This window comes from Klebsiella sp. JN_Kp127 (assembly GCF_040062505.1).
GTDB classification, from domain to species: Bacteria; Pseudomonadota; Gammaproteobacteria; order Enterobacterales; family Enterobacteriaceae; genus Klebsiella; species Klebsiella quasipneumoniae.
Genome location: NZ_JBEAHS010000042.1, coordinates 1 through 19,145, shown reverse-complemented (window position 1 = coordinate 19,145; position 19,145 = coordinate 1). Strand labels below are relative to the sequence as shown.

Below are 19,145 nucleotides of genomic sequence, written 5' to 3'. Positions count from 1 at the left end.
GGAACCAACATGTCTGAACAACAAGCACAGGGCGCTGACGCGGCAATTGACCTTAATAATGAACTGAAAACCCGTCGCGAGAAGCTGGCTGCGCTGCGTGAGCAGGGCGTCGCTTTCCCGAACGATTTCCGTCGTGACCATACCTCTGACCAACTGCACGCTGACTTCGATGCCAAAGAAAACGAAGAGCTGGAAGCGCTGAACGTTGAAGTGGCCGTGGCTGGCCGCATGATGACCCGCCGTATCATGGGTAAAGCGTCCTTCGTCACCCTGCAGGACGTTGGCGGTCGCATCCAGCTGTACGTAGCGCGCGATGACCTGGCGGAAGGCGTTTACAACGACCAGTTCAAAAAATGGGATCTCGGCGACATCATCGCCGCCCGCGGTAAGCTGTTCAAGACCAAAACCGGTGAGCTGTCTATCCACTGCACCGAGCTGCGTCTGCTGACCAAAGCCCTGCGCCCGTTACCGGACAAGTTCCATGGCCTGCAGGATCAGGAAGCGCGCTATCGTCAGCGTTACCTCGACCTGATCTCCAACGATGAATCGCGCAACACCTTTAAAGTGCGTTCGCAGATCCTGGCGGGTATCCGTCAGTTCATGGTTGGCCGCGGCTTTATGGAAGTGGAAACCCCGATGATGCAGGTGATCCCGGGCGGCGCCTCCGCGCGTCCGTTCATCACCCATCATAACGCGCTGGATCTGGACATGTACCTGCGTATCGCGCCGGAACTGTACCTCAAGCGCCTGGTCGTGGGCGGTTTCGAACGCGTCTTCGAGATCAACCGTAACTTCCGTAACGAAGGGATCTCCGTTCGTCATAACCCAGAGTTCACCATGATGGAACTCTACATGGCCTATGCGGACTATAAAGATCTGATCGAGCTGACCGAATCCCTGTTCCGCACCCTGGCGCAGGACATTCTCGGCAACACCGAAGTGCCTTACGGCGACCAGGTGTTCGACTTCGGCAAGCCGTTTGAAAAACTGACCATGCGCGAAGCAATCAAGAAATACCGTCCGGAAACCGAGATGGCGGATCTGGATAACTTCGATTCCGCGAAAGCGATCGCTGAGTCTATCGGCATCAAAGTGGAGAAGAGCTGGGGTCTGGGCCGTATCGTGACCGAGATCTTCGAAGAAGTGGCGGAAGCCCACCTGATCCAGCCGACCTTCATCACCGAATACCCGGCGGAAGTTTCTCCGCTGGCGCGCCGTAACGACGTCAACCCGGAAATCACCGACCGCTTTGAATTCTTCATTGGCGGCCGTGAGATCGGTAACGGCTTTAGCGAGCTGAATGACGCCGAAGATCAGGCGCAGCGCTTCCAGGACCAGGTTGATGCGAAAGCCGCAGGCGACGACGAAGCGATGTTCTATGACGAAGACTATGTCACCGCGCTGGAGCACGGCCTGCCGCCGACCGCCGGTCTGGGTATTGGTATCGACCGCATGGTGATGCTGTTCACCAACAGCCACACCATCCGCGACGTGATCCTGTTCCCGGCAATGCGTCCGCAGAAATAATCGCGTCTTGTGAAATGCAAAAACCCGGCTTGCCGGGTTTTTTTATGTCTGACGTGAGGCCTGAAGGCTGGCGGCGTAAATGTCTTATCCGGGCTACGCAACAGCGCAGAGCCGTCGGCCTGCGCAAGCGTAGCGCCGCCAGGCAACGATGACAGGTACGGAGTCGCTTTTTGCGCCGGGTGGCGGCTGCGAGAATAGTTAGCTTACCCGCGCACACGCGCAACAAAGTCGGTCAGCGCCTGGCGAGCGTCCCGATTTTCCGCTTCCAGCACCATCCACGGGCTAAACGCCCACGGCGTGGCGGCCAGCGCGCTTAACATCGTTGCCAGGTCAACCCACTGATAATCCATGACTTCATCGTCGTTAGGCAGCACTTCGCTCACCACGCGCGCGGCATACACCGGGCATACTTCGTTCTCAACGATGCCGTTCGGGGCGACCGCCCGGTAGCGGAAGGCCGGGTGAACCGGCACGATGTCGGCGATCTCCACGCCGAGTTCGAAGCGACAGCGGCGCGTGACGGCCTGCTCGAAGGTCTCGCCCTGCTGGGGGTGTCCGCAGACGGAGTTGGTCCACACCCCGGGCCAGGCTTTTTTGCCCAGCGAACGGCGGGTGACCAGCAATTGACCCTGCTGATTAAACAACCAGCAGGAAAACGCGAGATGTAAAGGGGTATCAAGCGTGTGGGCGGCATACTTCTCCAGCATACCGGCAGGCTGATCCTGCTCATCCAGTAAAATGACGTGTTCCCCGGCCATGACGACTCCTGAAAATAAAAAATGACCCGGCACAAACCCGCCGGGTCATGTACTCAGGCCTCTAGGGTAGCCCATAAATGGGAGAAAGGCATTACCAAAACAAGCCCTGGAGTCCGCTCTGTGAGCGGCAACGCGTCATGGCGGGCAAGCCCACCACGACGTGCGGCTCCAGCAGCAATCGCTGTCCGTCGCGGGCCGTATTCGATGGCAGGGGGATATTGGTTTCGCCATCAGGGATGACGCCCTGCGCCGCGGACTGGTATGATATTCGCCCTGGTTGCGAGGTAAGTGGTTGTGTTAAGTGCAGGATGCCTGATGATGAAACGCGTTTTTATGACACTGATGCTGGTGGTAAGCCTGGCGCTGGCCGGCTGCTCCAGCAACTCCGATTCCGGTACGACCTACACCGTCAAACGTGGCGATACCCTGTATGGCATCTCCCGCACCACCGGCACCAGCGTTCGCGATCTGGCCCGCCTGAATAATATCTCGCCGCCCTACACCATTGAGGTGGGGCAGAAGCTGAAGCTTAACGGCAGCAGTTCAACGAAGACAACGAAGAAAAAATCTTCCTCCACGCGCACGGCGGCGGTCACGCCTTCGTCCGCGGTACCTCAGTCCTCCTGGCCGCCGGTGGGACAGCGCTGCTGGCGTTGGCCGACCAGCGGCAAAGTGGTCCTGCCTTATTCCACCGCCGATGGCGGCAATAAAGGCATTGATATCGCCGGGACTCGCGGCCAGCCCGTGTACGCCGCCGGGGCGGGCAAGGTGGTCTACGTCGGCAACCAGCTGCGCGGCTACGGCAACCTGATCATGATTAAGCACAGCGAGGATTACATCACCGCCTATGCCCACAACGATAAGCTGATGGTGAATAACGGCCAGAGCGTGAAGGCCGGCCAGCAAATCGCCACCATGGGCAGTACGGATGCCGACTCAGTGCGTCTGCATTTCCAGATCCGCTACCGGGCGACGGCCATCGATCCGCTGCGCTACCTGCCGCCGCAGGGCAGTAAGCCTAAGTGCTAAAAGGTTATTTTATCGCCAGTCAGCATCCGGCGGGCTTGTCACAGGGTGCGTAAGGGCTATAATGCTTCTCGCACCTCTTCGCGGGCGTAGTTCAATGGTAGAACGAGAGCTTCCCAAGCTCTATACGAGGGTTCGATTCCCTTCGCCCGCTCCAAACTCAAGTCTTCTGAAGTCTACCCAACTCAATTTTCCGTTGATAAATAAGAAGTTATAGCATTCTGTTAGTCTATTGAACTCCGACGGAGGACTCCTCTTTGGTTGCGGGATCGGCGTTTTGCGCTGCTGGCGCTGGAGTAGTAGCGTTTAGTGATATTTTCGCACTTATCCTGTTTCCGCAGGATGAGTGATTTTACGCAACCGGCTCGCGCTGACGACGACCGATACCGCAGAGGCCGCGGCGGCGCTCCACAGCGCAACATGAATTGACCTTTCATCTGCTGCCAGCAGAACGCCTACGGCGGCGGCTCCCAGGCACTGCCCGAAAGTGCGCATAATGGATAAAACTCCGGACGCATAACTCGCGTGCTCACGAATAACGTTTGAGAGCATTTCCCGGTTATTGGGACTCTGAAAGCAGCCAAACCCTATTCCGCACACCAGACTTCGCAGGCAGATATCCCACATTGGAGGGCTGGCGGGTAACGTCGCCAGCAGGATCAAACCGACGACAAATATCACCAGCCCCAGGGTGGATATCGCCGGGGCTGATATCGTGTCCGCCCAACGGCCTGCATGCGGCGCAATCAGCACGATCCCTAACGGCCACGGCGTAAACAGCAGGGCAGACACTACCGGACTGTAGCCGTATTCGCTCTGAAACAGGAAGGGTAGCGCAATAAAGGTGATCCCCTGGCTGACAAAAGCAACCATCGATGTGAAAGCCGCGAGGGTAAAACGTTCATTTTTAAACATGCTCGGCGGCAGTAAGGGATGACCCGTACGGCGAATTTGCCAGATAAAAGCCATGCCGCTCAGCGCAGCGAGGGCCATCCAGCAAAGGCTGCCGAATTGAGAAGTAGCGTTCTGGAGGCTGTTCGCCGCCATGATCGTCGAACTCAACAGCAGCGCCGACAATATGGCGCCCACGGTGTCGAAGGGCGCCTGCATACGGATCGCATCCCGCGGCAGCGCTCTGACCGCCAGCAGTAAGGCGAGGGTGCCGGGAAGAACGTTTATCGCAAACAGCCATTGCCAGCTCAGGGTGTGAAGGATCGTACCGCCCAATACCGGGCCGATAGCGGAGCTGGAGGCAATGAGCAGGGCATGGAACCCCAGAATGCGGCCAAGTAAGCGTCCGGGAAATACGGACCTGAGTATTGCGGGGGCAATACTCAGCGTCGCCGCGCCGCCGATCCCCTGAAGCACGCGCATACCGATAAGCACTTCGGGCTTATTCGCCAGCGCGCAACCCAGTGATGTCAGGGTAAAGGTCGTCAGGCCCGCCAGAAATACGGGGCGATAACCCAGACGGGCCGCAAGCGCCGCGAATATCGCCAGCGTCATCGCAGCCGCCAGCAGATACCCGTTGGCGAACCAGACGGCAATACCGGCAGGTACCTGCAAATCCTGAGCCATTGAGGGCAGGGCAATGTTGATCATGGTGCCATCAAACACGCCCATTAAGGTGGTGGTCATTATTGCGGCCATCACCCGTGCGCGCGCCGGGCCAGGCAGTCCTTCGTCGCCGGGTTGGCTGGAAAAGAGCGTCATCATTTGTCCTCTGAGAAGAGTGTATGGATGACAAAACTATAAAGATGGCTTTTACCGGGCGGAAGGCGCACTATTTTCACTTTATTGTTGCATCAAACGCCTTATCTTAATGTGCTGGGAGAAAGGGGAATGTCTGATCCCGATTTTAATTTGCTGGTAGCACTCGACATATTGCTGAGTGAAGCGAGTGTCGCAGGTGCGGCACGTCGTCTGAACCTCAGCACTTCAGCCATGAGCCGGACATTAAGCAGGTTACGCGATGTCACAGGAGACCCGATCCTGGTGCGCGCCGGGCGTAACATGGTACTGACCCCGTGGGCCGAAGCGACCCGGGATCGCGCCAGGCGTGCAGTGCACGATGCCAGGGCGGTATTGCAGCCCTCAACTGAAACGTTCTGCGCGCGAAGTCTGGCGCGTCTTTTTACCATCAGGGCAAACGATGGTTTTGTGGTGGCGTTTGGGCCTGCGCTCATCGCAGCGGTTGCCGACGCCGCGCCGGACGTCTGTATACGCTTCGCGCCTAAGCCGGAAAAAACGTCGCGCTATCTTCGGGAAGGGCTGGTTGATCTGGAGATTGGCGTTCAGAGTAATATGGGGCCAGAAATACGGCTGCAACGACTGTTTGAGGATCGGTTTGTTGGCGTCGTGCGTAAAGGGCACCCGCTGGCTAAGCAGGCAGAAATAGGCGTGGGTGATTATGTCGCCTGGGGCCATGTGGTAGCGTCACCCGAGGGCGCGTTGCACGGATCCGTTGACGATGCGCTGGCCGAACTGGGGACAAAACGTAAAATTGCGAGCGTCGTACCGGGATTTCCGACAGCACTGTCCGTGGCGTTGGAATCGGATCTTATCGCCATGATACCCGCACTCTATTTACTCAATCAGCAGGTAACGGACCAGGTACACGTTTTCGAGCTGCCGTTCAAAAGCCGTCGTATTACGGTATCGCAGATGTGGCACCCAAGAATGGAACGCGACCCCGGTCACCGCTGGCTGAGAGAGCAAATTCTTGCGATATGCGGTGTGGCCAGGTCAGTCATGACTAAGGAGCCTGTATAGCGATTGCTATAACATCAACTTATATTAAATTAACAACACAATACATTGATATTTAAGATAAAATAAATTAAGTGTAGTAGCTGAATTGAGATGGCGATCTCTGACCAAATAGACATGTCCGCGCTACAGTCTCGCCACAGCGATCGCGGCTTTCAAAGGATGAGACTCATGACGGCATACGGAACGGAAATTTTCTCAATGAGCGATGTGAACAGACTCACGATCGAAGTCTCCATACTTCGATAGACCGTTTATGTCCTTTCCGCGAGATTTAATCGAAAGCCCTCGTGCTACCTTTAAGCTAACTATTAACGATAAATAAAGGACAGCTTTCCTGTCCTTTATCCTTTTTTATTCAGCTTTGCTCTCGCGCGATCGCAACACTTCACCGACCACCGGGGCGGCGGTAAACGCATTTGGCCATCCCGCGTAGAACGCTGCCTGGGCGACCACTTCTCCGGCCTCTTCAGCCGAAAGCCCATTATCCATCGCCCTGTTTAGGTGGTAGCCAATCTGCGCGCTCTGTCCGGCGGCGATTAACGCGCTGACCGTCACCAGACTTCTGTCGCGGGGCGTAAGCGCGGGCCGTTGCCAGAGGTCGAGAAACAGCGGGTCGGCGGTAAATTTAACCAGGCCAGGCGAAATGGGACCGACATTTTTCTCCACGGTCTCTGCACGCTGTTTCTCTACCTGTTCATTGAGAGGCAGCAGCGTTGGCGAGGCGGCGGGAAGGGCCTCTGCCGTCACGCCCCTGGCTTCAAAGATGGCTTTCGCGACGCTGACGGCTGATATTGCATTGGGCCAACCTGAGTAGAACGCCAGATGGGTAATGATCTCTGATACTTCGGCTGGCGTCACGCCGCTATCGAGCGCAACTTCAATATAGTGCTTAAGCTCGCCAGGCTGGTTGCGGGCAATCAGCATCGCCACCGTCACGATGCTGCGGTCGCGGGCGGACAGGGCGTCACGTTGCCAGAGGTCGTTGCTGATGGCCTCGCGGCCGAAGCGCGCCAGCGCTGGCGACACCGCTTGAATATCAGCGTCCGCAAGGGTGGAAGGGGTAATTTTCATCATAGCTTCATCTCTTTGTTCGTTGGCATAAGCAAAATCAGACAGCACAAGCGACAAGGCTGCCGCGGCAATCACGTTTTTCATATTTGCTCCTTTCCGATCCACAGGGCGGATCGTTAGCGTGTCCACACCTGAGGATGGTCTTTGGCTTGCGGCGTGTTTTGCGCCATCACGCCTGTGAGGAAGTGCGGCTGATAGGCTTCTTCCAGATAACGGATTTCTTCCGGGCTCAGTTGAAGGGCTACAGCGTTGACCGCACCGTCAACATGATGCTTTTGCGTGGCGCCGACCACCGGGGCGGTGACTTTAGTCAGCAGCCAGGCCAGCGAAATTTCGGTCATGGAGACCTGATGTCGTTCGGCAAGTTCAGCGACGCGGGCAATAATGATCCGATCCTGCTCTGCCGTGCGGTCGTATTTGCCCCGGGCATAATCATCTTCCATCGCTCGCCGCGTGTGGCCTTCTAAGCGGGCGAGACGGCCGCTGGCCAGCGCGCTATAGGGAGTCATAGCGATATTATCTTCAGCGCACAGCCCGAACAGCTCTCGTTCGTCTTCACGCATAATCAGGTTGTAGTGGCTCTGCACAGAAACAAAGGACGTCAGCCCTTCGCGTTCGGCAAGGGCGTTCGCCTTCGCCAACTGCCAGGCATAACAATTGGAAATGCCAATCGCGCGCACCTTGCCGGCGGCGACAGCGGCATGCAGCGCCTCCAGCACGTCGATAACCGGGGTGTTGTAATCCCAGATGTGGTAAATGTAGAGGTCGATGTAGTCCATCCCGAGGTTTCGCAGACTCTGGTCAAGCGAGCGGGTGATCGCCTGTTTTCCGCTGATCCCCTCGGCAATCTGGGCAGCGGTTCGTGGCAGAAACTTGGTGGCCAGCACCACATCCTCGCGTTTTGCCATCTCCCGCAGCGCCCGGCCAACGTACCGTTCGCTGGAGCCGTTCTGATAGGCGATGGCGGTATCGTAAAAATTGATGCCCTGTTCGAGGCCGTAGCGGATGATGTCCCGGCTGGCTGTTTCGTCCAGCGTCCAGCGATGCTGACCCGTTGACGGATCGCCAAACCCCATACATCCCATGCAGATACGGGAGACCATTAAGTCACTCTTCCCGAGCCGGATATACTGCATCTTTATTTTCTCCCTTTGGGCTATTCCACCAGAGTTTTAAGCCGTGCGATCAGTCTGGCCGCGTGTTCCCGGGCACGCGTTTTTTGCTGAGCGATTTGGTCGGCATCCCGGTCGACGTAGCTAATGCCGCAGGTATAAACCGGCACCAGCAGCTCAAGATTGCACAGCCTGGCCGTGGTCTCGAAGGGAAGGAGATACTCTTCAATGGCATGGCCAAAGAAACCGTCAGCGGTATAGAGCGCCTGTGGCGCTCCCGTGGTGAAGGAGAGGATCAGCTTTTTACCACCCAGTTTCGCCGTTGAACCATGCGCGAAGCCGTGAACAAAGACCTCGTCCAGCCATTGTTTCATTAACCCGGGTAGCCCATACCAGGAAAAAGGGAACTGCCAGACAATCACATCCGCCTTCAGCAGGCTTTCCTGCTCTGCGGTGATGTTGAATTTGCCGTCCGGATAGAGCCAGTCCAGACGACGGATTTCCGCATCAGGCAGGGCGGTCGCCAGCTCATCGAGGATGGTGGCGTTGGCGATGGAATGGTTAAGATCCGGATGCCCGGAAACGATAAGGATATGAGGCTTTCCCATCGTTACTCCTGAGGTTTAAATTCGGCAGAGAAGAGGTTTTCCCAGTTAATAAACGAGCCGAGTGGAATACACTCGAAGGTTAATAAACCCGCCTTCGCCAGCGGAAATTCGGCCATGACGTTATTCGCCTCTTCCACGGTGTCGCACTCGAGGAAAATAGCGACGCCGGGTCGGTCCTGACGGAAATAGATGTCGCGGATGGAGCCAGATTTATACAGCCTCCAGGCGTGGAGGGCTTCCGCGGTAAGGTGCGGCGCATAGTGCTCCAGCGTTGCGCCGGGCGCGGGGATATCCAGACATAAAATTCGCATCGTTGTCTCCGGAAAGTCGTTATCAGCGGGAAGAGACAAAAGTATACGAGCCACAGGGAGTGAAGATTAGGCGGTCATTGACTTAAGAATATTTAGCCTGTACTTAATAATCAGGCGAGACTGTCGCAAGGAGATGCTATGAATAACGCCCTTTATAATCAAATACGCATCTTTCAGAGCATTGCGCGCGAAGGCAATATCTCGGCTGCGGCGAGGAAATTAGAAATCACGCCGCCGTCTGTCAGCAATGCCCTCAAGCTGCTGGAGGAGCATATAGGTCATCCGCTTTTTGTGCGTACCACCCGGCGAATCGAGCTGACGGAAACCGGCCAACAGCTGCTGGAGCAGACCGCTGCGGCGGTCGAGGTCCTGGAAACATCGCTGGAGAGCCTCCGCGACCAGAATCGGGAACCCTCCGGGGCGGTGAGAATTACGCTCTCGCGCTTTGCCTACCTGCTTATTCTTAAACCGGCGATGGCGGCTTTCTGTCAGCAATACCCGGGGATCCAACTGGAAATATCGGTCTATGACGGTACCGTCAATATCATTGAAGAACGATTCGACCTTGGGATCCGCTTTGGCGATATTCTCGAAGGCGGGGTGGTCGCCCGCCCGTTAATGAAGCCGTTTCGCGAAGGGTTATATGCCTCCTCAGCCTATCTGGCCGAATATGGCGTGCCTGAGTCGCCCGCCGATCTCAGCCATCACCGGCTGATTGGCTATCGCTTTATTACCAACCACCGCATCCTGCCGCTGATCCTCAATGACCACGGCGAGCAACTCACCGTGGAGATGCCGGGGCAGTTAATTAGCAATGATATTGACGTCATGGCAGACGGTATCCGCCATGGACTGGGGATTGGCCGCTTGTTTGAACCTATCTGGCGGCTACAGCCCGATCGTGAACAGTTTCTACCGGTGATGGAGGACTACTGGAAAACCTATCCGCCGGTTTATCTCTATTACCCGAAAAACGCGGGTAAAACGAAAAGGGTGAAAGCCCTGATTGATTTTCTGATAGCGCATACCGCGGCATAAAGGCTATTTTGCGTGCGAAATGTCTGAAGACACCGGCCCTGTCTTTCCCTCTGTCTTAACCCTATACTCCCTGCGGATAAAGCGGTTTTTTATCGCGGTGTAACGGCTTATCCCATCGTCAACGCGATGGGCGGGGAATTTCAATAAGGGAGAGGCAGCAATGGGCAGACGCTTAATGGTCTGTGTGTTCGCGCTGGTGGCGTTTTCAGCCACTGCAGCGCATGGCCATCACGGCCAGTCGGTAATATCGGGCGCCGACGGCGGCAACGGTTCGGACGGCGGCAGTAGCGATAACTCCTCGGGCAGGGCAGGGTGCCCGGGCGGCACCGATCCCGATAAGCACGGCCATTTTTACCTGCCCGGGACCCGCGAAGCCTGCAATCCTGGCCCCCAGGATGCAGAGAAAGTCGGGTCTTCCCGCTAGCGTTCAGCTCAGATCGTGCAGCGCTTTGTCCAGCGGCGGGGAAAGCTGAATATCCAGAAAGGCAACCGCCAGTCCGCCGCGCTCCGGTGAGCAGCACATGACGCCGGCTTTTACCGGGCCTGGCGGAAAGTAGCCGAGACGCAGCAGCGGCCAGCGCTCGCCGTCGGTCGAATACTGCAGCCTTAACGCATCGCCCTTGCGGGTCAGCCGCAGCCAGAAGGTGCGCGGGTCGCCGGGGAAAAGCCCGGTGGCCCAGTCGGAGTGGGTTAGCGTCAGCACGCTGCCGATGGCCGGGGCATCGTCATTAAACTCAATTCCCGCCTTCAGCCAGGTCTGCTCGTCCGCCATCATCATCAGCCCGGCCTGGTCGTAAAGCGTGGTGAAATCCGCACAGATTTTTGCCTGCAGGGTAAAATCGCCCTCCAACTCAGCGGCGTAAAGATGGCCGGAGAAGCGCTCGAAGCCATACCAGGTATGACGCCAGAAATCGGTATGCTTATCGGTGACCACCGTCAGGCCGTCGGCATCGCGGCGCCACTCGGCTGGTTCATTAATCCAGTGAAAGGATGGCTGCATATTTCCTCCGGAACAGGCTTATAACAGCGACTGCAGCGCGGGGGACGCCATGCTGGCCTCAAAGGGGATAATCTCCGTATGGGCGAGACCCAGCTGCTGGAAGGGATCCTGGCTCAGACGCGATTCCAGAATTTCCCGGCTGTCGCATTTCGCCAGAATCACCCCGCCGGTGCGGGGAATACGGCGGCCGGAGGTGAGAAAGAGGCCGTCAGCATAGCCTTTTTTGAGCCATTCGACGTGGGCGGGGATCGCGCTGTCAATCTCTTCGAGCGGTTTTATATACGTTAAAACAACCACATAAATCGTACTCATCCTGAAAACCCTGTCAATCCGATGGGATCTTCAGCCTGACACATTTCGATGATGGTTAAAAGAAAACGTGGCATTTTTGCGTGCTATTGAGCAGGAGGTACATGTTGCAACGGTATGGAGATTTATCGCGGCTGTGAATACACATATGTTTTTTCGAATGCATATTGATCTTTATTCGTGGTCCCGTATGCTGTCCGTCACGCTTGAGGAGAAACCATGTCTTTATTGCCCCTGCAACTGTTCAAAAACCTCGCCGATGAAACCCGGCTGGGGATCGTGCTGTTGCTCAAGGCGCGGGGAGAGCTGTGCGTGTGCGATCTCTGTATGGCGCTCGCCCAGTCCCAGCCCAAGATCTCCCGCCATCTGGCAATGCTGCGGGAGAGCGGGCTGCTGCTGGATCGAAAACAGGGTAAGTGGGTCCATTATCGCCTCTCTCCGCAGATGCCGGCCTGGGCGGCGCAGGTGATTGAGCAGGCCTGGCTAAGTCAGCAGGACGAGGTGCGGCTGATGGTCAGCAGACTGACTGACGGGCCGGGTTGTCGGTAAAAAATTTATCTTAACATATATGATTTTTCGAATGTGATTGGTGGGGGAACGATGTTGCTTGCAGGTGCGATTTTTGTCCCTGACCCTGGTGCTGGTGATCTGGCAGCCGCGGGGGTTAGGGATCGGCTGGAGCGCGGCCTTTGGGCCGCGACGCTGGGCACCGGTATCCTGTCGGCCTTCCTCTCTTCGATCATGAATAATATGCCCAGCGTGCTGGTCGGCGCCTTGTCGATTGATGGCAGCGCGGCAACAGGGACGATCAAAGAGGCCATGATATATGCCAACGTTATCGGCTGCGATCTGGGGCCCAAAATCACGCCGATTGGTAGCCTGGCCACGCTGCTCTGGCTGCATGTGCTGGCGCAAAAGCACATCACCATCGGTTGGGGGTATTATTTTCGCTGCGGCATCACCATGACCCTGCCGGTGCTGCTGGTAACGCTGGCCGCGCTGGCGCTGCGTCTCTCCTTCAATCAGCCATGAGAACGTGCTATGAGCATCACCATTTACCATAACCCTGAATGCGGCACCTCACGTAATACCCTGGCGCTGATCCGCAACAGCGGCGCTGAGCCCACCATTATCTATTATCTGGAGACGCCGCCGTCGCGTGATGAACTACGCCAGCTGATCGCCGCGATGGCGATCCCGGTGCGGGCGCTGCTGCGGCAAAACGTCGAACCCTACGATGCGCTGGGCCTGGCGGAAGAGCGGTTTACAGATGACCAGTTAATCGACTTTATGCTCCAGCATCCGATCCTGATCAACCGTCCGATCGTGGTGACGCCGCGGGGCACCCGGCTCTGCCGCCCGTCAGAGGTGGTGCTGGAGATCCTGACGGCGCCGCAAAAAGGCGCCTTCGTGAAGGAAGACGGTGAGCGCGTCATTGATCGGACGGGGCAGCGTGTGAAATAGCGCGCAAAATGGCGCCGGCTGTAGCAGCCGGCAAGCCATGTGCATCCTGCCTCGCGGGAGGCTCTCCGGGTGTGAAACACCTGGATGGCTGAACAATATTCTCCCTTAGCGCTATTTCTGCCTCCTCAGCCCCGTTTCCCTTACTTTTCCTGTCGTTATATGCCCTGCCTGCACCGACGGTTTTTGTCCTTTGTTACTCAATCAACTTACTGTTTTTAATAAATAAAATTATGTATTCTTTACAATGGCATAATGTCAACGCCGTTTGCGCTTTTGCGAACATTAAATCTATAAAACTAGATGTTTGTCGACTTTTCATCTAAAAAGGGAAGGTAAGGGGCTGGACAAAACCATTGCGTGGTTATCAAATGGTTAAAAATTCTTGTAGTTGATGTTAAGACAAACAAATTATAAATCGTCAGCCCGCTTTGTACGGTTAACTTGCGCTGCGGTGCACCTTATCTGGAGAATTTATGCATTCCTCTGTTAATAAAAACGAAAGCCGTACCTTTTTCGGCCATCCTTATCCGCTGGGCTCCCTGTTCTTCACCGAAATGTGGGAGCGCTTCTCGTTTTACGGCATCCGCCCCTTACTGATCCTGTTTATGGCGGCGACGGTTTACGACGGCGGAATGGGGCTGGCGCGGGAGAACGCCTCGGCGATCGTCGGGATTTTTGCCGGCAGTATGTATCTGGCCGCGCTGCCGGGCGGCTGGCTGGCGGATAACTGGCTTGGCCAGCAGCGCGCCGTCTGGTACGGCTCGATTCTGATCGCCCTCGGGCACCTGTCGATCGCCCTGTCGGCATGGCTGGGCAACGACCTGTTCTTTATCGGTCTGATGTTTATCGTTCTCGGTTCCGGGTTGTTTAAAACCTGTATCTCGGTGATGGTCGGCACTCTGTATAAAAAAGGCGACGCGCGCCGCGACGGCGGTTTCTCGTTGTTCTACATGGGGATCAACATCGGCTCGTTTATCGCGCCATTGATCTCCGGCTGGCTGATTAAATCCCATGGCTGGCACTGGGGCTTCGGCATCGGGGGGATCGGGATGCTGGTGGCGCTGATCATTTTCCGTGTCTTTGCCGTGCCGTCGATGAAGCGCTATGACGCAGAGGTCGGCCTAGACTCCACCTGGAACAGCCCGGTGGCGAAAAAGAATGGCGTTGGGGCGTGGCTGCTGGCGCTGGCGCTGGGAGTGGCTGTGCTGGTCACGCTCATTAGCCTGGGCACGATCGTGATTAACCCGGTGGCGGTGGCCAGCGTGCTGGTCTATGTGATTGCCGCTTCCGTAGCGCTCTATTTCATCTGGCTGTTCGTCTTCGCCGGCCTGAGCCGTAAAGAGCGGGCGCGCCTGCTGGTGTGCTTTATTTTGCTGGTTTCGGCGGCCTTTTTCTGGTCGGCATTTGAACAGAAACCGACCTCATTCAATCTGTTTGCTAACGACTATACCAACCGGATGATCGGCGATTTTGAGATCCCCGCGGTCTGGTTCCAGTCGATTAACGCCTTATTTATCATTCTCCTCGCACCGGTATTCAGCTGGGCGTGGCCAGCGCTGGCGCGTAAAAACGTTCGTCCGGGCAGCATGACCAAATTCGTCATTGGCATCCTGTGCGCGGCGGCGGGCTTTGGCCTGATGATGCTGGCGGCGCAGAACGTCCTGAACAACGGCGGGGCCGGTGTGTCGCCGCTGTGGCTGGTGGGCAGCATCCTGATGCTGACGCTCGGCGAACTGTGCCTGAGCCCGATTGGTCTGGCGACCATGACCCTGCTGGCGCCGGAGAGAATGCGCGGCCAGATGATGGGGCTGTGGTTCTGCGCCAGCGCGCTGGGTAACCTGGCGGCGGGCCTGATTGGCGGTCACGTGAAGGCCGATCAGCTGTCGCTGCTGCCGGACCTCTTCGCCCGCTGCTCCATCGCGCTGCTGATCTGCGCCGCCGTGCTGGCCGTGCTGATTGTCCCGGTCCGCCGGATGCTGGAGAACAGTCAGTCCAGCGGCGCGCAAAAATCCGTCAGCAACGCCTGACGCGATCCTCAGGCCGGTCCCGCGGGACCGGCTTGTTTTTTGTCCAACCCCCGCCCCGGCAGTGCAAAATCCCCTTTTCTGAATGCGCGATGTCCCATAACGTGAGCGTGTTCTTTGAAATCACGTCGCTTTCCGGTCCATAGTGTAGTCAGGTTTACTATGTGGTTAATATAAGGACACACCTATGCCAGCAGTCATTGATAAAGCATTGGATTTCATTGGTGGTATGAATACGTCTGAGCCAGTACCACAGTCTATGGATGAAAGTACCGCGAAGGGAATTCTCAAATATTTGAAAGAGCTGGGCGTGCCAGCCAGCCCGGCCGACGTCGCTGAGCGCGGTCAGCAGCAAGGCTGGAGCGCCGGGTTTACCGACAAAGTGGCGGAGTGGGCTGAACGGGTCGCCGCCGGCGAACGGCTGGTGATTAAACATCCGGAATTCTTTTCCACCTACATGCGGGAAGAGCTGCGCGCCCTGGTGTAATCGCCGCGCATTAACCCCGCATCTTCTGTTTAATGCCTTCCCCACCGGGGAAGGCATTCTGGCTGATGACAAACCTGTTTCATTATTGTGCCCGCATTTCTGCCGGGTGGCGGCTTTCGCCTTACCCGGCCTACGAAAGACCGCAATATCAAACTGTTATGCGGTTGGCTGTAGGCCCGCGCAAGCGCAGCGCCGCCGGGCAATCCCTGAAGACGGTTTAATGGCTTCCCCACCGGGGAAGGCATTCTGGCTGATGACAAACCTGTTTCATTATTGTGCCCATATTTCTGCCGGGTGGCGGCTTTCGCCTTACCCGGCCTACGAAAGACCGCAATATCAAACCGCTATGCGGTTGGCTGTAGGCCCGCGCAAGCGCAGCGCCGCCGGGCAATCCCTGAAGACGGTTTAATGCCTTCCCCACCGGGGAAGGCATTCTGGCTGATGACAAACCTGTTTCATTATTCTGCCCGCATTTCTGCCGGGTGGCGGCTTTCTCCTTACCCGGCCTACGAAAGACGACAATATCAACCCGTTATGCGGTTGGCCGTAGGCCCGCGCAAGCGCAGCGCCGCCGGGCAATCCCTGAAGACGGTTTAATGGCTTCCCCACCGGGGAAGGCATTCTGGCTGATGACAAACCTGTTTCATTATTCTGCCCGCATTTCTGCCGGGTGGCGGCTTTCGCCTTACCCGGCCTACGAAAGACGGCAATATCAAACCGCTATGCGGTTGGCCGTAGGCCCGCGCAAGCGCAGCGCCGCCGGGCAATTCCTGAAGACGGTTTAATGGCTTCCCCACCGGGGAAGGCATTTTTGTTACTGGCCGCGGTAGCCGCCGCCCAGGGCTTTGATCAGGGTAATGTCGGTGCTCAACCGCTGGGCCTCAATATCCAGCAGCAACAGCTGCTGGGCAAGGACCGCCCGCCGGGCCTCTTCGGCGGCGTAGCGGCTGAGCAGGCCGCGCTGATAATGGGCGCGAGCGCTGTCGGTGGTGGTCTGCGCCGCGGTGACCTTCAGCTGCTGCAGCGCGCGCTGCTGATTCAGGTCGTTAAGCTGGCTGGAGCTGATGGCGACATCGCGAACCGCGTCCAGCACCGCCTGGTTGTACTGTTTGATCAGAATATTGCTGGCGGTGCGCACCGACTGCAGATTGGCGTTCAGACGACCGCCGTCGAAGATCGGCAGATAAAGCCCAGGCAGCAGGTTGATCTGCTGGAAAGAGGACTTAAACAGATCCCCGACGCTCAGGGCGTTATAGCCCCAGAACGCTTTGATATCAAAATGGGGATAAAACGCCGCTTTCGCCGCATCGACCTGGCTCAGGGAGGCGGTCACATACCCGCGCAGCGCCTGCAGGTCCGGGCGGCGGGCCAGCAGCTCGAAAGAGAGCGACGGCGGCAGCGTCTCCTGGAGCGCAGGCAGCGCCACCGGATGGATCGCCGGCATGCTTTGCGCATCGGCGCCGATCAGCGCCCGCAGGGTTTCACGATACTGGGTCAGCGTCCCCTCGGCGCTGATGATCTGCTGGCGGGCGGCGAGCTGCTCGGCCTGGGCGTTGGCCACATCCACGCTGTCTTCCACGCCGCGTTGGGTCCGGTGCTCGTGGGCCGCCACCGAGAACTGGGCAATGCCTTCCAGGTCCTGCAGCAGCGCGATTTTCTGGAACGTCGCCTGCATGGCGAAATAGAGCTGCGCCACGCTGCTGGCGATGTCGAGCTCAATGCCGGCGGTCTCCGCCAGCCGGGCGTTTTTCTCGCCAATGGCGGCTGCAACCCGGGCGCGATCGGCTCCCCAGAGATCGATATTCAGCTGCGCCCCGACGCCAACGGTGTTCAGCGTATACCAGGGACCGTTCTTATCCACCGGCAGGGAGTAGGAGTAGGGCCAGCTAAAGGATTTGTCGGTGATCCGCAGGCGGTTTTGCGCCGCGACGGCGGTGGCCTGCAGGCCCATCGCCGACTGGGCGAGTTCCACCGTGGACTGCGACTGAGAGATGCGCAGCCGGGCGGCCTGCATGGTCGGCGAGTTCTGCAGCGCCCGGTTGATCAGCATATTGAGCTGAGGATCCTCATAGGCCTCCCACCAGCGGGCTGCCGGCCAGTCGCTATTCGCCAGGTGGATCACCTGCGCCAGCTGGACCTGCTGCGGATTGACGATGGCGACCTGGGCTGGCTCGTCCTGGATCAGCGCGCAGCCGCTGAGCAGCGTCAGCGTCAGGGTAAGGAGAGTGCCGCGCAGCCGCGCGGAGAAAGGAAGGATCATCATGACGTTTTAGCCTGTTGCTCAGTCGCTATCGGTGTCGGGCCCCAGTCGGGCAGGGCGGCCAGCGCGGCGGCCAGCGCCGGGCCAAAGGGGTTAGTCAGGTCGGCGGCCAGCTGCTCGGCAGGCGCTGTCGCCTCCTGTTCGATACGTTCGGCGTAGCGCCGCAGCTGTTCGGCGCAGCGGGTCAGGGTCGGGTCTCCCGGCGCGGCGTTGAGCCGGTACCCTTCGCTAAGGCGGGCGATCTCCTCGGCCCGGGCGAGGGTGGCGCGCATCGGCCAGTCTTTCGCCTGGGGCCAGGGGTGGGCATACGTACCCAGCGGTTCGGCGCGAACCCGATGGATCAGCGCTTCGCTGTCGGTGAAGGCGACAAACAGAGGGGCCAGCGGCACCGCATCGTGCGGGGCGGCGAGGCAGTCCGCCAGCCGGCGATAGAGTCCGGCGAGGCGCGATTTCAGCTGCGGCGCTTCGCTGTCCGGCCAGAGATACAAATGGACAATGGAGGAGACCAGCACCCCGAGCAGAATGCCCAGCACCCGGTCCCGCAGCTCGGTGAGGTTTGTCAGCGGACCAAACCAGCTGAGGAAGGCCAGCGCAAAAGTGAAACCAATCTGGATCCCGGCGTAGGCGATACGCTCCGAGCCGGCGGCAATCCAGGCCGCCAGCGCCATCACCGGCAGGGACATCGCCAGCAGCCCCGACAGCGAGTCGGTCCAGGGCTGGACAAAGACGATTAACAGCAGCGCCAGCAGAGTGGCGAGCAGCGCGCCGCCGATGCGCAGCCACGTCTTCTGCATCGTGGCGCCCAGCCCGGGCTGGGCGACGATCACGCAGCTCAGCATAATGGTGTGCAGCCCCTGCCAGTCGGCAGCGGTATAGAAGACATAGCAGATTAGCGTCGCCAGCAGGGTCTTGAGCGCAAAATGGAGATACGCCGGGTTGCGCCAGGCGTCCGGCGCCAGCAGAGGCGGTTTTTCCACCTCTCCCTGCGGCAGGGCCACCGGCTCACCCTGGGCCAGCTGCTGCAGAAGGGCAGCCATCTCCTGCAGAACGGCGCGATTGGCGCCGCGGCCGCTGAGCGCCAGGGGGGGAATGGCGCCGTCAAACGGCCCCTCGCTAAGGGCGCTCTTCAGCTGGAGTACCGCCTGCGACAGCAGCAGGCGATCGTCGCTATCGGCCTCGTCCGCTTGCAGCAGCGCCGCCAGCTGGTAGCAGCGCAGGGTGGCGGCCAGCCGCGAGCGCCAGGCCTGCGGATCGGCGGCGATCTCCGGCGTCGCCCGACAGGCCTGGGCGAACAGCGACTGCAGCTGGTTGAACTGCGCGGCGGTCTCGCCGAAGGTCGGTGGCGTTTCTCCGCCCGGGGTGGGCCGCCGGCGCACGC

19 protein-coding genes, 1 tRNA gene and 1 pseudogene are annotated in these 19,145 nt (G+C 58.4%); 11 read left to right on the top strand and 10 right to left on the bottom strand.

All coding sequences use genetic code 11. From position 1 onward, the window contains the following. Positions 1-9: 9 nt before the first annotated feature. Entirely contained in the window at positions 10-1,527 is a 1,518-nt protein-coding gene (lysS, locus tag ABLV04_RS16000; RefSeq protein WP_008806422.1) for a lysine--tRNA ligase, read from the top strand. Positions 1,528-1,730: 203 nt separating this feature from the next. Here the strand turns inward: lysS and idi are convergent, their stop codons facing one another. Next, positions 1,731-2,285 carry an isopentenyl-diphosphate Delta-isomerase gene (idi, locus tag ABLV04_RS15995; RefSeq protein ID WP_032454025.1) on the bottom strand — a complete coding sequence of 185 codons (555 nt, stop codon included), beginning with the start codon at positions 2,283-2,285 and terminating at the stop codon, positions 1,731-1,733. Between the two features lie 315 nt (positions 2,286-2,600). On the opposite strand from idi, the gene actS reads away from it, so the two are divergent. Both actS and ABLV04_RS15985 read left to right on the top strand, forming a co-directional pair. Further along, positions 2,601-3,314, top strand: a complete 714-nt coding sequence (gene actS / locus ABLV04_RS15990) for an amidase activator ActS (protein WP_023290963.1) — start codon at positions 2,601-2,603, stop codon at positions 3,312-3,314. An 80-nt stretch (positions 3,315-3,394) separates the two neighbouring features. Then, a tRNA-Gly gene (locus ABLV04_RS15985) sits at positions 3,395-3,468 on the top strand. Positions 3,469-3,635: 167 nt separating this feature from the next. Here the strand turns inward: ABLV04_RS15985 and ABLV04_RS15980 are convergent. Continuing rightward, positions 3,636-5,024, bottom strand: coding sequence for an MFS transporter (locus ABLV04_RS15980; protein ID WP_180266130.1), 1,389 nt, complete (start codon positions 5,022-5,024; stop codon positions 3,636-3,638). A gap of 129 nt (positions 5,025-5,153) precedes the next feature. Here ABLV04_RS15980 and ABLV04_RS15975 point away from each other — a divergent pair, with 129 nt between their 5' ends. After that, positions 5,154-6,083, top strand: coding sequence for a LysR family transcriptional regulator (locus ABLV04_RS15975; protein ID WP_065805875.1), 930 nt, complete (start codon positions 5,154-5,156; stop codon positions 6,081-6,083). 351 nt (positions 6,084-6,434) lie between these two features. On the opposite strand, the gene ABLV04_RS15970 is transcribed toward ABLV04_RS15975, so the two are convergent. The 4 genes from ABLV04_RS15970 to ABLV04_RS15955 are packed head-to-tail and all read right to left on the bottom strand — an operon-like array spanning position 6,435 to position 9,185. Next, a complete protein-coding gene (locus ABLV04_RS15970) occupies positions 6,435-7,238 on the bottom strand; it encodes a carboxymuconolactone decarboxylase family protein (protein ID WP_180266129.1) in 804 nt (267 codons plus the stop codon). Positions 7,239-7,270: 32 nt separating this feature from the next. Beyond that, a complete protein-coding gene (locus ABLV04_RS15965) occupies positions 7,271-8,290 on the bottom strand; it encodes an aldo/keto reductase (protein ID WP_180266128.1) in 1,020 nt (339 codons plus the stop codon). 20 nt (positions 8,291-8,310) lie between these two features. After that, positions 8,311-8,874, bottom strand: a complete 564-nt coding sequence (locus tag ABLV04_RS15960; protein ID WP_180266127.1) for an NAD(P)H-dependent oxidoreductase — start codon at positions 8,872-8,874, stop codon at positions 8,311-8,313. 2 nt (positions 8,875-8,876) lie between these two features. After that, positions 8,877-9,185 (bottom strand): superoxide dismutase, encoded by a 309-nt coding sequence (locus tag ABLV04_RS15955; RefSeq protein ID WP_180266126.1) that lies wholly within the window; start codon positions 9,183-9,185, stop codon positions 8,877-8,879. Positions 9,186-9,323: 138 nt separating this feature from the next. Between ABLV04_RS15955 and ABLV04_RS15950 the strand changes: the two genes are divergently transcribed. Then, positions 9,324-10,223, top strand: coding sequence for a LysR family transcriptional regulator (locus ABLV04_RS15950; RefSeq protein WP_004205338.1), 900 nt, complete (start codon positions 9,324-9,326; stop codon positions 10,221-10,223). A gap of 160 nt (positions 10,224-10,383) precedes the next feature. Beyond that, positions 10,384-10,647 (top strand): hypothetical protein, encoded by a 264-nt coding sequence (locus ABLV04_RS15945; protein WP_044524663.1) that lies wholly within the window; start codon positions 10,384-10,386, stop codon positions 10,645-10,647. Between the two features lie 3 nt (positions 10,648-10,650). Here the strand turns inward: ABLV04_RS15945 and ABLV04_RS15940 are convergent, their stop codons facing one another. Continuing rightward, the gene (locus ABLV04_RS15940; protein ID WP_180266125.1) at positions 10,651-11,223 is read right to left on the bottom strand and encodes a DUF1349 domain-containing protein; all 573 of its coding nucleotides are present in this window, start codon (positions 11,221-11,223) and stop codon (positions 10,651-10,653) included. A gap of 18 nt (positions 11,224-11,241) precedes the next feature. Next, on the bottom strand, positions 11,242-11,535 hold the full coding sequence (locus tag ABLV04_RS15935; protein ID WP_048298243.1) for a YciI family protein: 294 nt from the start codon (positions 11,533-11,535) through the stop codon (positions 11,242-11,244). 216 nt (positions 11,536-11,751) lie between these two features. On the opposite strand from ABLV04_RS15935, the gene ABLV04_RS15930 reads away from it, so the two are divergent. From ABLV04_RS15930 to ABLV04_RS15910, 5 genes and pseudogenes are all read left to right on the top strand, one after another. Continuing rightward, positions 11,752-12,081, top strand: a complete 330-nt coding sequence (locus ABLV04_RS15930; RefSeq protein ID WP_044524659.1) for a metalloregulator ArsR/SmtB family transcription factor — start codon at positions 11,752-11,754, stop codon at positions 12,079-12,081. A gap of 129 nt (positions 12,082-12,210) precedes the next feature. After that, positions 12,211-12,564 (top strand): annotated as a pseudogene (locus tag ABLV04_RS15925) (ArsB/NhaD family transporter); the annotation flags it as partial. 9 nt (positions 12,565-12,573) lie between these two features. Further along, entirely contained in the window at positions 12,574-12,996 is a 423-nt protein-coding gene (gene arsC / locus ABLV04_RS15920) for a glutaredoxin-dependent arsenate reductase (RefSeq protein WP_086074981.1), read from the top strand. 473 nt (positions 12,997-13,469) lie between these two features. Next, on the top strand, positions 13,470-15,023 hold the full coding sequence (locus ABLV04_RS15915) for a peptide MFS transporter (RefSeq protein WP_032454016.1): 1,554 nt from the start codon (positions 13,470-13,472) through the stop codon (positions 15,021-15,023). Positions 15,024-15,207: 184 nt separating this feature from the next. Next, positions 15,208-15,507: a DUF1889 family protein gene (locus ABLV04_RS15910; RefSeq protein WP_004205347.1), complete on the top strand. Its 300-nt coding sequence runs from the start codon at positions 15,208-15,210 to the stop codon at positions 15,505-15,507. An 814-nt stretch (positions 15,508-16,321) separates the two neighbouring features. On the opposite strand, the gene ABLV04_RS15905 is transcribed toward ABLV04_RS15910, so the two are convergent. Continuing rightward, positions 16,322-17,770 (bottom strand): MdtP family multidrug efflux transporter outer membrane subunit, encoded by a 1,449-nt coding sequence (locus tag ABLV04_RS15905; protein WP_023290948.1) that lies wholly within the window; start codon positions 17,768-17,770, stop codon positions 16,322-16,324. After that, the coding region (locus ABLV04_RS15900; RefSeq protein ID WP_348815897.1) for an FUSC family protein at positions 17,767-19,145 on the bottom strand (1,379 nt) is incomplete at its 5' end. The genes ABLV04_RS15905 and ABLV04_RS15900, both read right to left, overlap by 4 nt.